This is a genomic window from Photorhabdus antumapuensis (genome assembly GCF_020387775.1).
In the GTDB taxonomy this organism is placed as follows: Bacteria; Pseudomonadota; Gammaproteobacteria; order Enterobacterales; family Enterobacteriaceae; genus Photorhabdus; species Photorhabdus antumapuensis.
Window position 1 is genome coordinate 147,629 of record NZ_JAHZMK010000015.1, and the last position, 16,611, is coordinate 164,239.

Here is a 16,611-nt window from a genome sequence, read left to right on the forward strand (position 1 = left end):
GGTAAAAATACCTTATGGCCCATCAACTTGAGTGGGCCTATTCACATTATCTAACTTAATAACGACAAGCACAGGACTAGCATGCTCGATCCAAACATACTGCGTAATGAGCTAGACGCAGTCGCCGAAAAACTGGCTCGCAGGGGTTATACCCTTGACGTGGATACGCTGCGCAAACAAGAAGAGCGCCGTAAAGTTTTACAAGTTGAAACTGAAACCCTGCAAGCAGAACGTAATTCCCGATCGAAAGCTATTGGTGCAGCAAAAGCCCGTGGTGAAGATATTGATCCGCTACGTCAGGAAGTGAACCAGTTAGGTGAAAAGTTGGATACAGCGAAAGCTGAACTGGAAAAACTTCAGGCAGAAATCCGTGATTTGGCTTTAAGTATCCCTAACATTCCAGATGATTCTGTACCGGTAGGTAAAGATGAGAACGATAATTTGGAAGTGAGCCGTTGGGGTGAGCCACGTAAATATGATTTTGCAATTCAAGATCATGTTTCATTAGGTGAACTGACCAATGGTCTGGATTTTGCCGCCGCGGTTAAACTAACCGGTTCACGCTTTGTAGTGATGAAAGGGCAAATTGCTCGTCTGCATCGGGCCTTGGCACAATTTATGCTAAACCTTCACACAGAGCAGCATGGTTATTTGGAAACTTATGTTCCCTATCTGGTTAACCACGAAACCTTATATGGTACGGGTCAATTGCCGAAATTTGGTGAAGATCTTTTCCATACTAAGCCGCTGGAAGAAGAGGCGGAAAGCCATTACGCGCTGATCCCAACTGCTGAAGTTCCGATAACCAATTTGGTTCGTGGTGACATTCTGGATGAAAATGAACTGCCATTGAAAATGACTGCTCATACCCCTTGCTTCCGTTCAGAAGCGGGTTCTTATGGTCGTGATACTCGTGGCCTGATCCGTATGCACCAATTTGATAAGGTTGAATTGGTTCAGATTGTTCATCCTGATGAATCAATGGATGCACTTGAAGAATTGACAGGTCATGCAGAGAAAGTATTGCAATTACTGAATCTGCCATATCGTAAAGTCTTATTGTGTTCCGGGGATATGGGTTTCAGCGCGTGTAAAACTTATGATCTGGAAGTGTGGTTACCGGCTCAGAACACATATCGTGAAATCTCTTCCTGTTCTAATATGTGGGATTTCCAAGCGCGCCGTATGCAAGCGCGTTTCCGTGGTAAAGAAGATAAGAAAACTCAATTGCTTCATACCCTGAATGGTTCTGGTCTGGCTGTTGGCCGTACCTTGGTTGCAATTATGGAAAACTATCAGCAAGCTGATGGTCGTATTGAAATACCCGAAGTATTGCGTCCATATATGTGTGGATTAGAATATATCGGTTAATTATTGTATTAATGAAAAGCGCCGAATTTGGCGCTTTTTACTTGTCATCCTTAAACCACCTCCAGGGAGGTGGTGATTGTTTTTTTATTGATTCCTTTGTTATTGACTTATTATGTGAACCTACCTAAGAAATAATGACGACAGACTATTTTGGAGCATGTCGGCTGAGATTTCACCATGTTGAGCTGTTAATAGGATATGAATTATGGCACTACCACCGATAATAAACATTGCGATAGCACCGAGGAGTATCATACCAAATGCTAAAGCCCCAACGTCGAATAGTGACGCAAAGTTTTTTTGAAATCAGCTGAATAACAGCCTTGGTTCGAATTTTCCACTAACTCTTTGTGTTTCACACACGGCAATAACATCACCGATAAATACTGGACCTAAGATTCCCCAAAATAGCCCAAGAAAATGAATAAATTGGAGAGAAATTATAATAATAAAGTAGATAATGGTGAGTAATATCCACATACTCCATTGGCATTGATGATGATATTGTTCAGTTACTATTGGCCCAAATATTGCTGGAAAAAGGCTAAAAGAAAGTCCGAATCTCCTGATTGATAATGGGCAAATACACTAAATGACTTTTCATAATAATGCTCCACTCATTTTTTGTATTCCTGGTTTTTGGTACGATGAAAACAATCGCAAAAAGGTATCGACATGATTGAGTAACTGCCACATAAATTGACAACAGTGATCCTGAGTCACGGTCTCATGAAGCGATTGCCATAGCCGTTCTATTTTATTCAGCCAGGGAGAATAAACAGGTAAAAATAAAAGGGTGAACCTGGGATATTGCACCAGCCAATGCTTGACCTTGTTACTTTTATGAATGCAGTAATTATCTAAGATTAAAGTGACAGTTTCTGCATGGGGATAGTGGGCATTAATTTCATCTAACATTTTGATAAGCAGATCAGAATTCTTTTTTTCTCCTTTAACATAAGTGACCTCTTTTGTTTGCGCATTGAGGCAACCTGCAAGGTCATGTTTTTCATTTTTTCCCGGTGTGACTACCCGTTTTTGCTGGCCTTTGAAACACCAATCTGCGCCGATTTTCTGGTTTAAATCAATGTCGGCCTCATCTTCATAAAAAACGGGATGTTTTTCTGAAATATTCGCTTTGGCTTCCGTGATTTTTGCTATTTTCTCGCTATATTCAGGATCAGGTTGTTTCACCGTGGGTGCCGCGACAATACCCGCCTGAACGATATAACGTACTTTGTGTCAGTGAGAGGTTGAGTAATTCATTGAGTGTATTGCTCATGAGTTCAAGGCTTCAACGAGAGCGAAGGTAACCTAGCTCTTGAGGGGATTGCTGCAATAAGAAAAATAAGATGTTATAGCGAGGTGTTAGATCCCAGACTGCCCGCCGGTAAGCTTTTGAGCCCTTCCAATCGATATATCTGCATTATCGAACTTACCATATCAACAGTTGTACCAACAAAGCAATGTGGATGTAGGTGTAATTCGGTAGCCTGCAATAGACCATTAAGTGCGTTAACTTCTTTGAAATTAAAGGAAAAAGTAGATTTTGGTGTACATTCGTAGACAGGATTCTGGCGTCCCCTGCTGGAATCGAACCAGCAATTAGCCCTTAGGAGGGGCTTGTTATATCCATTTAACTAAGGGGACATAGCTTCATTATAACGGTTTTTCCTTCCTAAGATAAGGTGTTATAAACTGTTCGCCTATTTAATGATCACTTAAATTGAGTACCATTCAAGTTGGATTGTCAGTAATATTTACATTATTGATGATCATCGGCGAGTCGTGCAACGAACTAATTTGCCGGATCTAGAAGGTTATTACTTGGAGAGATGTATGAAGTATCGTTTGGGCGGAATCGCTCTTACAACCGCATTGCTAGTGGGGTGTGCTAATTCATCTGATACTGTTGAACAGGGGCGCTCAGACCCATTGGAAGGTTTTAACCGTACAATGTTCAACTTTAATTATGATGTTCTTGACCCTTATGTTTTACGTCCGGTCGCGGTAGCGTGGCACGATTATGTGCCGATGCCTGCTCGAAATGGTTTGGGTAATTTTCTAAGTAATCTCGAAGAGCCGGCTAGTATGGTAAACAGTTTCTTACGTGGTAACACATATCAGGGAATGAAACATTTTAACCGTTTTTTCCTGAATACCATTTTTGGGATGGCGGGGTTGATTGATGTTGCAACGATGGCAAACCCTAAGCTGGCTAAAGAAGAGTCAAAACGCTTTGGTAGTACTCTGGGCTATTATGATGTGGGATATGGTCCTTATGCCGTATTGCCGGGCTATGGCAGTTTCACCTTACGTGATGAAGGGGGAAACTGGGCGGATATGACTTACCCAATGCTAAGTTATCTGAATATCTGGATGTCAGCGGGTAAGTGGGTATTTGAAGGTATTGAAACCCGTGCTCGTTTACTGGATTCTGATGGTTTGTTGAAGAATTCATCAGATCCATATCTGATGATGCGCGAGGCTTACTTCCAGAGCCATGATTTTATGGCGAGTGACGGTAAATTGGAAGCCACGAAAAATCCAAATGCTGAAGCATTACAGGATGAGTTGGACAGTATTGATTGATAGTTACTTCTGGTTTAACTCTATGAATGAAAAAGGATAGCAGCGAGGCTATCCTTTTTTAGGCGCTACATATTATCAGAATGCGTAGTTGAAGTTCACACCATATAACCAAGCAGAACCTTTCGCATCAAATTCATATGTGTAAGGTAGACTTTCGACCAATTTCTCTTTGACCGTGACTTTCTGGCCATGCATATAAGAAACGCCTACGTCAACAGACATATCTTTGTTAAACGCGTAAGTTGCACCTGCACTCAACCAGAAACGGTCTTGGTCGGGAATAGAGATAGAACGGTTTTCAGCAGGAATCGGGCTATCATCAAAGGCGATACCTGTACGGAATGTCCAATTGTCATCGTGATAATAAGTTGTACCTAAAGCGATACGGTAAGCATCTTTGAAACCTTCATGTTTAGTAAACAGGACTGAACCGTCTTTATTTTTGGTGCCTTTCAGTTCATTAAACTCACTCCAGCCTGTATACGCCAAGCTATAGTGGATAGCCCATTTAGGGGCTACACGGTTGTAACCGGAAATTTCCCAGATATCTGGCAAATTGAGATCCAATCTACCACCAATAGTTTGGCCTCCGGTAGCAGGTAGGTTTATTCCTTTCTTTTGCAGCATTTGACCTAGCTGTACAGGTACGTCATTTTTATAGTCACCGTCTTTAAATTTGACTTTAATTTTAGAACGGTAAGTCAGACTGTAGCGGTTATTTTCATCTACTTCATACATGATGCCCGCGTTCCAACCATAGCCCCAATCTTTGCCTGACAGATTAGCAACTTCATCAGTTGGTTTTAGTACACCTCCGGTTTGACTCGCCAGAATACCCGCATGACGGACGATTTCCGCATCAGCATAAACAGCGTTCAGTCCTAAACCAAAGCTAAAGTTATCGTTTAGACGATAAGCGCCACTCAGGTTGAAGTTCAACGTTGTCAGGTCAGTTTTACCGCCGATAGGGCCGGCTTCGTAGTTGTTGCTAAAATTGGTAGCCAGACCAAAGTTGGTGGTAACAGAAGTACCAACAAACCATTGATCATCAATTGGCATAATAAAATGTATGTTAGGTATCCACGCGGTAGGCGCAATATTTTTAGCGTTGGTGCTTTTACCCGTCGCTTTGGATTTGCCTGTGATATCAACATCTGGATTGATATAGACGGCACCAATAGAAAATGATGGGCGATCAAACAGCGTCATTGCTGCTGGGTTACGACTTCCTACCGTTGCGTTATCAGCAACAACGCCTTCCCCGGAAAAAGCGCGGCCCAAAGCCGAAGTAGAAAATTCATTTAACTGGAAACCAGCAGCGCCAGCATTCGATGAAATTATTGCCACTGCAACCGCTAATGCTGAACGGGTGAACAGGTTTTTCTGGTTCATAACCAAAACCCTCTTGTTTATTATTTAACTATGCCACTTATCTTAGCAAGGAGCGCAGGATTGTAGGGTCGGTTTGCCTTGATGACAAATCAGACCAGTTGTGAAGTATAGGTCTGATAGCAGCTGATGTTGCAAGGATGTTTTTAAAATATTACCAAGTTGATATCAAAAACGCGACTCAGTTAACAAAAAAATGATTTTTGATATTAATAAAAACGTTTAAAAATGATTTTTTAAGATCAAATTTCGGCAGATAAATATACTTTAAGGGTAGAACGAGTTTTCCAGTAGTTAATGAGGGATAAGATATTAAAATTATTTATGAATATTTGAGTAATGAAATTGTGACTGATGTAATAAGCCAGTGTCGCACAAAAGCTTGCGAACATGTTCGAATAAGCCTTGAAACCATTTAGCTGTTAAATAAATTAAAGTTGCGCTTCCTCTCATTTTTGGTTTATTCAGGTTTGCTATTTATAAACATTACGCTAACAATGATCTATCAGGTCAGACCTGTCCAGATTGGTTGAAGAGTTTTTTCAGTAATTTGATTCAGTTAACGATAATCTTTCAGGAGCCGTTATGAGTCGTCCTTTAACAAAAGTGACACAGCAAGGTGATCGTATCGCCATTGTCAGTGGGCTACGTATTCCATTTGCTAAACAGGCAACATCGTATCACGACATACCGGCTGTGGATTTGGGTAAATCAGTCGTCAGTGAACTTGTGACAAGGAGTGGTTTACTCCCTGAAAAGATTGACCAACTGGTGTTTGGGCAAGTAGTGCAAATGCCTGAAGCGCCAAATATTGCCCGTGAAATCGTTCTCGGTACTGGGTTAAGTGTGAGTACTGATGCTTACAGTGTATCCCGTGCATGTGCCACTAGTTTTCAGGCGATTGCTAATGTGGCTGAAAGTATTATGGCTGGTATGGTGAATATTGGGATTGCTGGTGGAGCAGATTCCTCGTCTGTATTGCCGATTGGTGTGACTAAATCCTTAGCTCGTACTCTGGTGGATATGAATAAGGCTAAAACGCTATCGCAACGCCTTAAATTACTTAGCCGCCTTAAATTTCGTGATTTATTGCCTGTATCTCCGGCGGTAGCGGAATATTCGACAGGTCTGCGTATGGGAGATACTGCGGAACAGATGGCGAAGACTTACCGTATCAGTCGAGAAGATCAGGATGCATTAGCACATCGCTCCCATATTCTGGCAGCAAAAGCTTGGGAACAGGGATTGTTGGTTGATGAAGTCATGACAGCCCACTTCCCTCCATACCGTGAAGCATTGCTTGAAGATAATAATATTCGTAAAAATTCTGTACTGACCTCTTATGCGAAGCTGCGTCCGGCATTTGACCGTAAGTACGGCACGGTCACTGCGGCAAACAGTACACCGCTGACGGATGGTGCAGCTGCGGTCATATTGATGCGTGAATCAGTGGCTAAGGCGTTGGGAACAAAACCGCTTGGTTATCTGCGTAGCTATGCATTCTCGGCCATTGATGTCTGGCAGGATATGTTATTAGGGCCGTCATACGCCACGCCAATAGCGCTTGATCGTGCAGGTATTACACTGAAAGATCTGACTTTAATCGATATGCATGAAGCTTTTGCGGCTCAGACACTGGCAAACCTGAAAATGTTTGCCAGTGATGAATTTGCTCGTAATAAATTAGGGCGTGCTCAGGCAATTGGTGAAGTCGATATGGACAAATTTAATGTCTTAGGGGGTTCAATCGCTTATGGGCACCCATTTGCAGCAACAGGAGCTCGTATGGTGACGCAGGTATTGAATGAGTTGCGTCGTCGTGGCGGTGGCCTTGGGCTGACAACCGCTTGTGCTGCTGGCGGGTTGGGTACAGCTATGGTATTGGAGGTGGAATAATGACTCAGGCTCAGCATAATGCTGCACCCATCACTACGGGTACAAACCAAACTGCTTCTGTTTTCAGTTTTGATGTCAGGCCAGATAAGATCGGCATTATCACCATTAATGTACCGGGAGAGAAGGTAAATACGCTGAAAGCAGAATTTGTTGATCAATTTCTGAATGTTTTCAAGCAAGCTCAGCAATCTTCTGGTCTTAAAGGATTAATATTGATTTCCGGTAAGCTGGATACGTTTATTGCCGGTGCTGATATTTCTATGATTGCCGGATGTAAGACCAAAGAAGATGCGCGAGATTTGGCTGAAAAGGGCCAGAAACTATTTTCTCAGATAGCCAATTATCCCTTGCCTGTCGTAGCAGCAATTCATGGCGCTTGTTTGGGGGGCGGTTTGGAATTGGCGCTTGCATGTCATTGGCGTGTATGTTCACTGGACGATAAAACTCGTCTTGGATTACCTGAAGTTCAGCTTGGATTATTACCCGGTTCTGGTGGTACTCAGCGGTTACCAAGACTTATTGGTGTTAGTTCAGCGTTGGATATCATTCTGACAGGTAAACAGCTACGGGCGAAACAGGCATTACGGCTCGGATTAGTAGATGATGCTGTGCCGTTGGATATTCTGCTGGACATTGCTATCGAAAAAGTCAAAAAGGGTATTCCTGTACGTAAACCTTTGCCGTGGCAACAGCGGCTATTAGTTGGCCCTATGGGAAGATACTTTTTATTTAATATCGTTCGTAAAAAGACACTGGCGAAAACTCGCGGGCATTATCCTGCACCTGAACGAATTATTGATGTTGTCAAAGAAGGTCTTGAGAAAGGCATGAGCCAAGGTTTACGGGCTGAGGCGGTGGCATTTGGTGAGCTAGCGATGACACGGGAATCTGTTGCTTTACGTAATCTGTTTTTTGCTGCAACTTCGTTGAAGAATGAAACGGGTTCATCAGAGAAGCCGGCAGAAATCAAGCGCGTTGGCATATTAGGTGGTGGTTTGATGGGTGGGGGAATTGCGAATGTAACAGCCACCCGTGGCAAACTACCGGTGCGGATTAAAGATATTAATGAGAAGGGTATTAGCCAGGTACTGAAATATACTTGGGATTTGTTGTCCAAACGGGTAAAGCAAAAACGGCTACGTCCGGCAGAGCGTGCTCAGCAAATGATGCTGATTTCAGGAACGACGGATTATCGTGGTTTCGGACAAACCGATATTGTTGTTGAAGCCGTTTTTGAGGATTTGTCACTGAAACAGCAAATGGTGGCAGAAATTGAAACGAATGCTAAATCAGAAACCATATTTGCATCTAATACATCTTCGCTACCTATCCATCAGATTGCTGAAAAAGCCCAACGACCAGAGCAGGTTATTGGTCTGCATTATTTTAGTCCAGTGGATAAGATGCCGCTGGTGGAAGTTATTCCACATCAAGGGACTAGTGATAAAACGATTGCTACAGTTGTTGCTTTGGCGAAGAAACAGGGTAAAACCGCTATCGTGGTAGGTGATAAAGCCGGATTTTATGTAAACCGGATTCTTGTCCCTTATATTAGTGAGGCCGCGCATTGCCTGGTAGTAGGAGAATCCATTGATCATATCGATGGGGCACTGGTTAATTTTGGTTTTCCGGTAGGGCCGATTAATTTATTAGATGAGGTAGGCATTGATGTTGGCACCAAAATCATGCCGATTCTGGTAGAACAACTGGGTCCGCGTTTTGCTGCACCTGAATCTCTCGATGTGATACTGAAAGATGGTCGTAAGGGTAGGAAAAATGGCCGTGGTTTCTATTTATATGCCTCAGGGTCCAGAAAATTCTGGCAATTTGGTAAGAAAGGCAAAAAAGTTGATAGCTCAATTTATACCTTGCTGAATATAACACCTGAGTCGCATATGCTCTCGTCAGAAATTGCTCAGCGTTGTGTGATGCTAATGCTTAATGAAGCTGTTCGTTGTCTGGATGAAGGCATTATCAGAAGTCCACGTGATGGTGATATTGGGGCGGTATTTGGCATTGGTTTTCCGCCATTCTTTGGTGGCCCATTCCGTTATATTGATAGTCTTGGTTGTGCCAGAGTAGTGGAGATTCTGCGTAGGCTGGAAAGCCAGTATGGAGACAGATTCGTACCTTGTGAGTGTTTAGTAAGAATGGCTGAACAGAATAAAAGTTTTTATTCATAGTGGCCTGTATTGATGAAAAAATGAATTCCGGTGTCATTGAGGTGCCGGAATCGTTGTATTTTTATAAAAAAGATCTCTTTTAGTAAAAACCGTCGTAAACTTTCGTCCAATGCCCGATAGGGTGGGGAGTAGTCATGTTCAAGCAACATCCATTGGGTTGTCGTATTTGTTTTTGTTTTGAGTAGAATGCTTGCTCACCATGTCATGTCTGAAATGGTTTTTGTAGTAACAATTTTTATTGTATAACTCAGGTTGAGATTACTGATATTTATTAGCAGTAGGATAACTGCACTTACTCATTCATACGGTGGACTATGCAAATTTTTATTATGCGTCATGGTGACGCGGCTTTAGATGCAATGAGCGATGCTGCCCGGCAACTGACTCCTCGCGGTTATGATGAATCGCAAAAAATGGCTTGTTGGTTAGCACAGCAAAAGCATCAGATTGATCTCGTATTGGTGAGTCCTTATATTCGCGCTGAACAGACGTTACAGATTGTTCGTAAATCCCTATCTTTACCGGATGGTGAAGAAGTGCTGTTGGGGTTAACGCCGTCAGGTGATGCTGTTACGGTGAGCAGTTATCTTCAGTTTCTTGCTGAACAAGGTCATAACGCTGTTTTGGTTGTCTCTCACTTACCATTAGTCAGCTATTTAGTTGCTGAGCTATGTCCAGCAGAAACACCACCGATGTTTGCAACTTCTGCAATGATATGCGTGGATTTAAACAGCCAGACTGGCAAAGGTACTCTTGTCTGGCAGGTCAGCCCGTCTCAATTGGCAGCAAAAGCCTAATAATTCAGCGGCATATTGGCTCAGGGCTCATCAAGTTCGATAAGCATCAGTAGTGCGGCGTTACCTCCCCATTCCTTTGGCGCTTGATGGAAGGCTATGATATCTGGGTGTTGGGCTAGCCACAGAGGTGTTTGTTGCTTGAGAATACGTTTTCCGTGTCCGTGCATGATGCAGGCACAATAGACATGTTCACGACGGCAAGCAGCGATCAATGCTCCAATTTCCTGTTTGGCCTGCATTTGAGTTAATCCGTGTAAATCAAGAAACAGTTCTGGCGAATAGTCACCTCGACGTAATTTCTTCAATTCATAATGATTTGTATCTCCCCTTACATAACGGGTAGGGCCCTCGGTATCAAGGTTGGGCTGAAATTCATCAGAAAAATAGTAGCTGGCATCAATTTGTTCTTGCTGAACTCGTTCAGGGGCAATATAGCTGATTTTTTTTCTTCTGGGAGAATGTAAGACGGTATCCTGGTTGATGCGTTTGGTGCCTGCTACCGATTGTTGAAATAAGTGAATCTCTTCCTCATTCAGGGGGTATTTATTTTTCATCATTGCTCAGTTAATTAAACCATTTTGTGACAAGTGTACTGCATCTTTTTAACTATTAAACCTGATTATGTTTAATAAAACCTGATTTTACCGAGTTTGTGGTTTAAAAATGCTGATAAGAAGGTATATCCAGGTAGTTAATAAAATAATTTGACAATGACAGTTGGTTGGAAAATAAATGTATATACAACTAAACCTGATTTATACCCTATGGATTTCAAGGTGTATCGCGACGGCAAAGGAGCGAATCCCCGGGAGCATAGCTAACTATGTGACCGGGGTGAGCGAGTGCAGCCAACAAAGAGGCAATTTGAAAGATAACGGGTATATCAGATACAGACCAATACAGGATGCTGATCATGGCAATAGAACTGCGTGATACTGATATCATCTGGCGTAATGCAAGACTGGCAACAATGGATCCTGCTGTCAATGCAGCTTACGGATTATTAAAAGAATATGATCTTGTGGTACGTGATGACAAAATTTTAGCCATTTTGCCTACGGCAACATTACAGACTAGTTGCTGTCAGGTAATTGATGTCCAACAACGCCTGATTACCCCTGGTTTAATCGATTGTCACACCCATTTAGTGTTTGGTGGTAACCGGGCTTATGAGTGGGAGCAGCGTTTAAATGGTATGTCTTATGCTGAGCTCAGCGCTCAGGGAGGGGGGATTAATGCGACAGTTTCTGCAACTCGAGCTAGTTCTCTTGAACAACTTGAACACTCTGCTCAGCAGCGTCTTGCTGCATTTATGGCCGAAGGTGTAACCACTATTGAGATTAAATCGGGTTATGGATTAAATCTGGAAAATGAAGAAAAGTTGCTACAGGTTGCGCAGTACTTGGCGCGACATAATCCGATCGAGATCAGCCCCACATTGCTTGCTGCTCATACTTGTCCACCTGAATATAAGCATAATCCCGATGCTTATATGGATCTGATTTGCGAAGATATCCTTCCACAACTTTGGCAAAAAGGGCTGTTCGAGGCAGTAGATGTTTTTTGTGAAAGCGTGGGATTTAATCTGACACAAACTGAGCGGCTCTTTCAGGAAGCACAGCGTTGGAACATTCCAGTGAAAGGTCATGTGGAGCAGTTATCTCATTTAGGCGGGAGCGAATTAGTCGCTCGCTATCATGGTCTTTCTGTGGATCATATTGAATATTTAGATCAGGCGGGAGCTGAGTCGCTCAGTCACAGTGGTACGGTTGCCGTTTTGCTTCCTGGTGCGTTCTACTTTTTGCAAGAAACACAGCGCCCACCTATTGATTTATTGCGGCAATTTAATGTGCCGATAGCTGTATCTACCGATTTTAATCCTGGAACCAGCCCATTTGCTTCTTTGCGAATGGCCATGAATATGGCATGTGTCCAATTTGGATTGACTCCTGAAGAGGTATGGTTAGGTGTAACCCGACATGCGGCTCGTGCATTGGGCAGAGAACAGCGTCATGGACAGTTGCGTGCAGGAGCTTACGCCGATTTTGTTGTCTGGGATGCAGAAAATCCCGTTGATATTTTTTATGAGTTGGGTCATAACCCTTTGAATACCAGAGTGTTTCGTGGCGTTATGACTCATTCCAGCATATAACAGATAAGGAGCGGTAAATGAATTTATGGCATGCTACTTCGCCGACTATTTGGCAAGGACGAAATGATTTGGCGGAAGCGGATAATGCACTACGGCTTTTTCAAACAGTTAAACTATCTCCGTATTTTACGCCGGAAGAATTTTCTCACTATATTGCTCTATTAGGGTTTGAATGTGATGAAGGTGTAAAGCGCAATCAGGGAAGGCCAGGGGCCAATCAAGGCCCCGATTATTTGCGGCGGTCATTGGCAAATATGGCTAGTCATAAAGGGCATGATAGATTGGTGGATTTGGGAAGCATTCGTGCTAATCCCAATCAATTGAGTGAGGCACAACAAGCCTTGTCTGATGCCGTTACCCAATGTCAACGTCAGAATGTACGTACCTTGGTATTGGGTGGTGGACATGAAACGGCTTTTGCTCATGGTGTTGGAGTTTATGATGCTTTTCCCCGTCAACGTGTTGGTATTATTAACTTTGATGCTCATCTCGATTTACGGCGGTCGCCGCAGCCCACGTCTGGTACACCATTTCGTCAACTTGCTGAATATTGTCAGCAACATCAACGTCTATTTCACTATACTTGCATTGGTGCAAGTTTGGCGTCTAACACGCAGGCATTGGTGGATGAAGCAAATCGCTTGAACGCTACGATTATCTGGGATAATCAATGTCGTGAAACTATGCTGGACAAGGTGCAACAGCAGATACAAGATATACTCCAGCAAGTTGATTTGATTTACATGACGATTGATTTGGATGTATTACCTGCTGATCAGATGCCCGCAGTCTCTGCGCCAGCCGCATTGGGGCTGCCATTGGAGCGCCTTCTGCAATTAATTCAGCCAATTTGTCAGAGCGGTAAACTACAGGCGGCTGATTTGGTTGAGCTTAATCCAATATTTGATATACAAGGTATAGGTGGAAGAGCAGCAGCACGTCTTGCCTGGCAATTAGCACATTGGTGGTATTGATTATCTAAAATAACAGTACTATTGTGTTTTCTATTTTGGCAAAGATAGCTTGATAAAGTGAGTGTAATTAATCACTTAACATTTTTACAGCATAAGGAATTAATTGTGACGACGCACTTATCAGGATCATTTGCCAAACCTGCGCCTCTGTATGCCAAAGTGAAACAATCCATCATTGAAAAAATCTACACTGGTGAATGGAAATCAAATGATCGTGTCCCCTCTGAAGCTGAATTAGTTAAACAATTTAACTGTAGCCGTATGACTGCTAACCGTGCGCTGCGTGAGTTGACTGCTGAAGGGCTATTAGTACGGTTGCAAGGTGTAGGATCATTTGTCGCTGAACCGAAGGGGCAATCCGCGTTGTTCGAAATTCACAGCATTGCTGATGAGATTTCAGCTCGTTCTCATCAGCATCGCTGTAAAATATTAAAATTATCTGAACTGGATGCGGATGTGAAACAGGCCGCTGAATTGGACATTATTGTTGGTACGCCGATTTATCATTCGGTTATTGCCCATTATGAAAACGATGTGCCTGTTCAGATAGAAGATCGTTATGTCAATGCTCAAGCGGTGCCTGATTATTTGCAACAGGATTTTACGAAACTTACGCCACACGATTATTTGTCAATGATTGCACCTCTAACGGAAGGTGAACACATTGTGGAAGCTATTGCTGGCGATCCTCGATCTTGCAAGTTGTTGCAAATTGAGTCAGGGGCTCCCTGTTTATTAATTAGTCGCCGAACTTGGTCGACGCATTACACTGTTTCCAGTGCCAGACTATTATTTCCCGGTAATCGGTATAAATTGAAAGGACGTTTCAGCTCATAGCTATATCTTTATGACTCACAACTGATTTTTTTCCGTATGAGCTGATAGGGTTGCCATAGATCATTACCTTCATAATGGATTAATGCGATTTCACGTATTTTATCCGTCCCATTTATGGCAACCGTATTGTTAAGAGCATTAAATAAGGGGATGTCAGAGCCAGAATCACCATAGGCAACACATTTTTCCAAATTTAGCCCATGTTCCTGTATATATTTTTTCACTATCTGTAATTTACTTTCGGGCGTTAATATCTGTTCTGGATCAACTTTTTCACGAAAAGGTAAAGCAGGAAAATTTGATGCAACAACAATATCAACCCCAAATTTTTCTAAATGTCGGGCGAAAAAATCTGGTGACAGGGTAATGACCATAGATATTTCACCTTTGGTTCTGATATCGTCAAAAACCTCTTTTATTCCTCCAATCCACGGTGAGGCATGAAAAACTTTAGCAACGTCAGCGTACTGCAAGTTTGACCATAGAAGTTGTAATTCAGCGGCAAATTTTTTGGTATCTATATCTCCTTGAGAAAATTGTTTTTCCAGCAGATGAAGTTCTGTCAGGCAATTCATTGTACGGGCAATTTCCAGACTTGCTGTGGTTCCTCTGAGAAGAGTGCCATCCATATCAAAAACATGTAATACTTTCATAATAAACCTAAGTAATTTTTTCGTTATAAGGATAGGTTAAATTTGTTCGTGGTGGTAAACATATAGGGATTACCTATCTTAGTAATCCCCCGCTTATTTAGTTAGCTCACGAATTAGGCGGCTTCTACTGCCAAGGTCTTAAGAACCGCTGAGGCGGCATAGTGGCCACTAATCATTGCAGCAACAATACCTCTGAAAATTCCACAAGCGTCGCCTGCAACCCATACAGGATAATGGGAGGTTTCCAGGCTTAAATCGCCATCAAGACTGGGATACCAACCGACACCTTCCAATGTAGGACCGACGATATGCGTATTTTCGTGATCGATTTCGGGAAATTTTTTAATGATATTACGCAATCCTTGCAACATCTTATCGAATAGCTCTTCGCCATAAATAGAGACAAGCTGTGTAATTATGTGAACATTTCCTGCTAATATATCTTGTACTTTGATTCTAAAATAAGAATCCTTTTGCTTCATGGCGGAAACAACATTGTTGAGTGTTCGGTCCGCGATATCTTCATTAAGAATACGTGTATTAAACCCAACATTAGATCGTCCTGTAGAAGGGCCGTCAGAATGACCGGAAACGGTCCATAAATCTTGGGTTTTTGTTAATACTGTTTCGCCATCCCGGCAAACACAGAAAGTACGCCATTCAATAATGCCATCATCGGACCGAAACTTTAACTTCGGGTCGAGTTGCTTCATATTTTTAAAGAATGCTAAATCTTCTTGCTGTTCAATGCGGAACCCAACTTCTAGCCGATTGAAAGATTGTTTTTCAACCAGATTAGCAATCTCTAATGGACCAAATCTTCCACTAGCCAAAATGATTCGTCGGCATTCAATTTGATAAGTATTGGCATGTTTGTCTCTTAAATTCATAATCAGAGCATCTTTTTTTCTGACGTATTTATAAGACAGGAATTTAGTTTGTGTGATGATATCTGCATCTGCCGTTTGCACCATATCTTCAACAAGATTAATTCTATCTTCAAGAGACATATAATTAGAGGGATAATCTTTTAATACCCATTCCCCGGAACCCACTGTAAAGTCTTTGGGATTTGTTGGGAATGGTGGTGTGTCCAGGCCATATGTATTTAGTGTGGTGCATGTCCATTCATAAGCTTGCCGTAATTCCAGTTCATTTGGTAACTCCCAAAGTGCACTGGCAGAAGGAAAAAATGAGAATTTTCCATCAGAAAACAGCCCTGCGCCACCGTGTCCTTCAGTTATCTCAACGAGATTATCTTTATCGCGTTCATGAATAGCTTTGCCATTATCGATTAGTACGACTCGTAAACCTTTTCCTTTCAATTTCTGTACCGCAGCTAAACCTGCTGGGCCAGCGCCAATAACAGCGACATCATATACAGACATTTCTCTCCTCCATTCTTTAGTCAGAATCAATGTTCTTGGGAACATTTTCTTTCTATGAGTTGAGCATTGAATTATTTGTTCGGTTTTACGGAGTACATCCCGTTTTTTGCTAGAAATAGCATTCTATTCCGATGACCTTTATCAAATACGAAACTCTTGGTATCGAAAATAGAGCGTCTAAACTTGCTTTTCTTGTTTTATTTGTCAAGGATTAAATATTCATTTCGACAAAAAAGATCTGCTAGTAGTGACAGATGTTCCATCCAAAGAGTGATTTTTGCTAAGTCAAAATAACCTTTTCTTAGTTAAATTATATTTTTGTAAAATTAATGTAAATAATTTGTGACTATAAACACAAAAATAAGAAAAACATTATTCC

12 protein-coding genes, 1 tRNA gene and 1 pseudogene are annotated in these 16,611 nt (G+C 42.1%); 8 read left to right on the plus strand and 6 right to left on the minus strand.

The features are described from left to right. The first annotated feature begins 81 nt into the window (after positions 1-81). Complete coding sequence (gene serS / locus KZ793_RS06665; protein WP_225814608.1) at positions 82-1,371, plus strand: serine--tRNA ligase; 1,290 nt, start codon at positions 82-84, stop codon at positions 1,369-1,371. A gap of 600 nt (positions 1,372-1,971) precedes the next feature. Here the strand turns inward: serS and KZ793_RS06670 are convergent. Together KZ793_RS06670 and KZ793_RS06675 are read right to left on the minus strand one after the other, a co-directional pair. After that, positions 1,972-2,792, minus strand: a pseudogene (locus tag KZ793_RS06670) (IS630 family transposase); the annotation flags it as partial. 154 nt (positions 2,793-2,946) lie between these two features. Further along, positions 2,947-3,021, minus strand: a tRNA-Arg gene (locus KZ793_RS06675). A gap of 189 nt (positions 3,022-3,210) precedes the next feature. Here KZ793_RS06675 and mlaA point away from each other — a divergent pair. Then, positions 3,211-3,963, plus strand: coding sequence for a phospholipid-binding lipoprotein MlaA (gene mlaA / locus KZ793_RS06680; protein WP_225814610.1), 753 nt, complete (start codon positions 3,211-3,213; stop codon positions 3,961-3,963). Positions 3,964-4,038: 75 nt separating this feature from the next. On the opposite strand, the gene fadL is transcribed toward mlaA, so the two are convergent. After that, positions 4,039-5,355 carry a long-chain fatty acid transporter FadL gene (gene fadL / locus KZ793_RS06685; protein WP_225814612.1) on the minus strand — a complete coding sequence of 439 codons (1,317 nt, stop codon included), beginning with the start codon at positions 5,353-5,355 and terminating at the stop codon, positions 4,039-4,041. A gap of 582 nt (positions 5,356-5,937) precedes the next feature. On the opposite strand from fadL, the gene fadI reads away from it, so the two are divergent. From fadI to sixA, 3 genes are all read left to right on the plus strand, one after another. After that, on the plus strand, positions 5,938-7,248 hold the full coding sequence (gene fadI, locus KZ793_RS06690) for an acetyl-CoA C-acyltransferase FadI (RefSeq protein ID WP_225814613.1): 1,311 nt from the start codon (positions 5,938-5,940) through the stop codon (positions 7,246-7,248). Continuing rightward, on the plus strand, positions 7,248-9,431 hold the full coding sequence (fadJ, locus tag KZ793_RS06695) for a fatty acid oxidation complex subunit alpha FadJ (protein ID WP_225814614.1): 2,184 nt from the start codon (positions 7,248-7,250) through the stop codon (positions 9,429-9,431). The genes fadI and fadJ overlap by 1 nt, the downstream gene beginning before the upstream one ends. Positions 9,432-9,745: 314 nt before the next feature. Continuing rightward, entirely contained in the window at positions 9,746-10,228 is a 483-nt protein-coding gene (sixA, locus tag KZ793_RS06700) for a phosphohistidine phosphatase SixA (protein WP_225814615.1), read from the plus strand. Between the two features lie 20 nt (positions 10,229-10,248). Here sixA and smrB read toward each other — a convergent pair whose 3' ends face one another. Next, positions 10,249-10,782: an endonuclease SmrB gene (gene smrB / locus KZ793_RS06705; protein ID WP_225814616.1), complete on the minus strand. Its 534-nt coding sequence runs from the start codon at positions 10,780-10,782 to the stop codon at positions 10,249-10,251. Positions 10,783-11,141: 359 nt separating this feature from the next. Between smrB and hutI the strand changes: the two genes are divergently transcribed. The 3 genes from hutI to hutC all read left to right on the plus strand — a co-directional run bounded on the left by hutI (position 11,142) and on the right by hutC (position 14,191). Next, the gene (hutI, locus tag KZ793_RS06710; RefSeq protein ID WP_225814617.1) at positions 11,142-12,380 is read left to right on the plus strand and encodes an imidazolonepropionase; all 1,239 of its coding nucleotides are present in this window, start codon (positions 11,142-11,144) and stop codon (positions 12,378-12,380) included. 17 nt (positions 12,381-12,397) lie between these two features. Beyond that, positions 12,398-13,354, plus strand: coding sequence for a formimidoylglutamase (hutG, locus tag KZ793_RS06715; protein WP_225814618.1), 957 nt, complete (start codon positions 12,398-12,400; stop codon positions 13,352-13,354). A 105-nt stretch (positions 13,355-13,459) separates the two neighbouring features. Then, on the plus strand, positions 13,460-14,191 hold the full coding sequence (hutC, locus tag KZ793_RS06720; protein WP_198672792.1) for a histidine utilization repressor: 732 nt from the start codon (positions 13,460-13,462) through the stop codon (positions 14,189-14,191). An 8-nt stretch (positions 14,192-14,199) separates the two neighbouring features. Here hutC and KZ793_RS06725 read toward each other — a convergent pair whose 3' ends face one another. Together KZ793_RS06725 and KZ793_RS06730 are read right to left on the minus strand one after the other, a co-directional pair. After that, entirely contained in the window at positions 14,200-14,844 is a 645-nt protein-coding gene (locus KZ793_RS06725) for an HAD family hydrolase (protein ID WP_225814619.1), read from the minus strand. Positions 14,845-14,957: 113 nt separating this feature from the next. Beyond that, positions 14,958-16,232, minus strand: coding sequence for an FAD-dependent oxidoreductase (locus KZ793_RS06730; protein ID WP_225814620.1), 1,275 nt, complete (start codon positions 16,230-16,232; stop codon positions 14,958-14,960). Between the last annotated feature and the right edge of the window lie 379 nt (positions 16,233-16,611).

Bases quoted from the DNA above. Each gene is read 5' to 3' on its own strand.
- serS (WP_225814608.1), top strand. From the start codon at position 82: ATGCTCGATCCAAACATACTGCGTAATGAGCTAGACGCAGTCGCCGAA.
- mlaA (WP_225814610.1), top strand. From the start codon at position 3,211: ATGAAGTATCGTTTGGGCGGAATCGCTCTTACAACCGCATTGCTAGTG.
- fadL (WP_225814612.1), bottom strand. From the start codon at position 5,355: ATGAACCAGAAAAACCTGTTCACCCGTTCAGCATTAGCGGTTGCAGTG.
- fadI (WP_225814613.1), top strand. From the start codon at position 5,938: ATGAGTCGTCCTTTAACAAAAGTGACACAGCAAGGTGATCGTATCGCC.
- fadJ (WP_225814614.1), top strand. From the start codon at position 7,248: ATGACTCAGGCTCAGCATAATGCTGCACCCATCACTACGGGTACAAAC.
- sixA (WP_225814615.1), top strand. From the start codon at position 9,746: ATGCAAATTTTTATTATGCGTCATGGTGACGCGGCTTTAGATGCAATG.
- smrB (WP_225814616.1), bottom strand. From the start codon at position 10,782: ATGAAAAATAAATACCCCCTGAATGAGGAAGAGATTCACTTATTTCAA.
- hutI (WP_225814617.1), top strand. From the start codon at position 11,142: ATGGCAATAGAACTGCGTGATACTGATATCATCTGGCGTAATGCAAGA.
- hutG (WP_225814618.1), top strand. From the start codon at position 12,398: ATGAATTTATGGCATGCTACTTCGCCGACTATTTGGCAAGGACGAAAT.
- KZ793_RS06725 (WP_225814619.1), bottom strand. From the start codon at position 14,844: ATGAAAGTATTACATGTTTTTGATATGGATGGCACTCTTCTCAGAGGA.
- KZ793_RS06730 (WP_225814620.1), bottom strand. From the start codon at position 16,232: ATGTCTGTATATGATGTCGCTGTTATTGGCGCTGGCCCAGCAGGTTTA.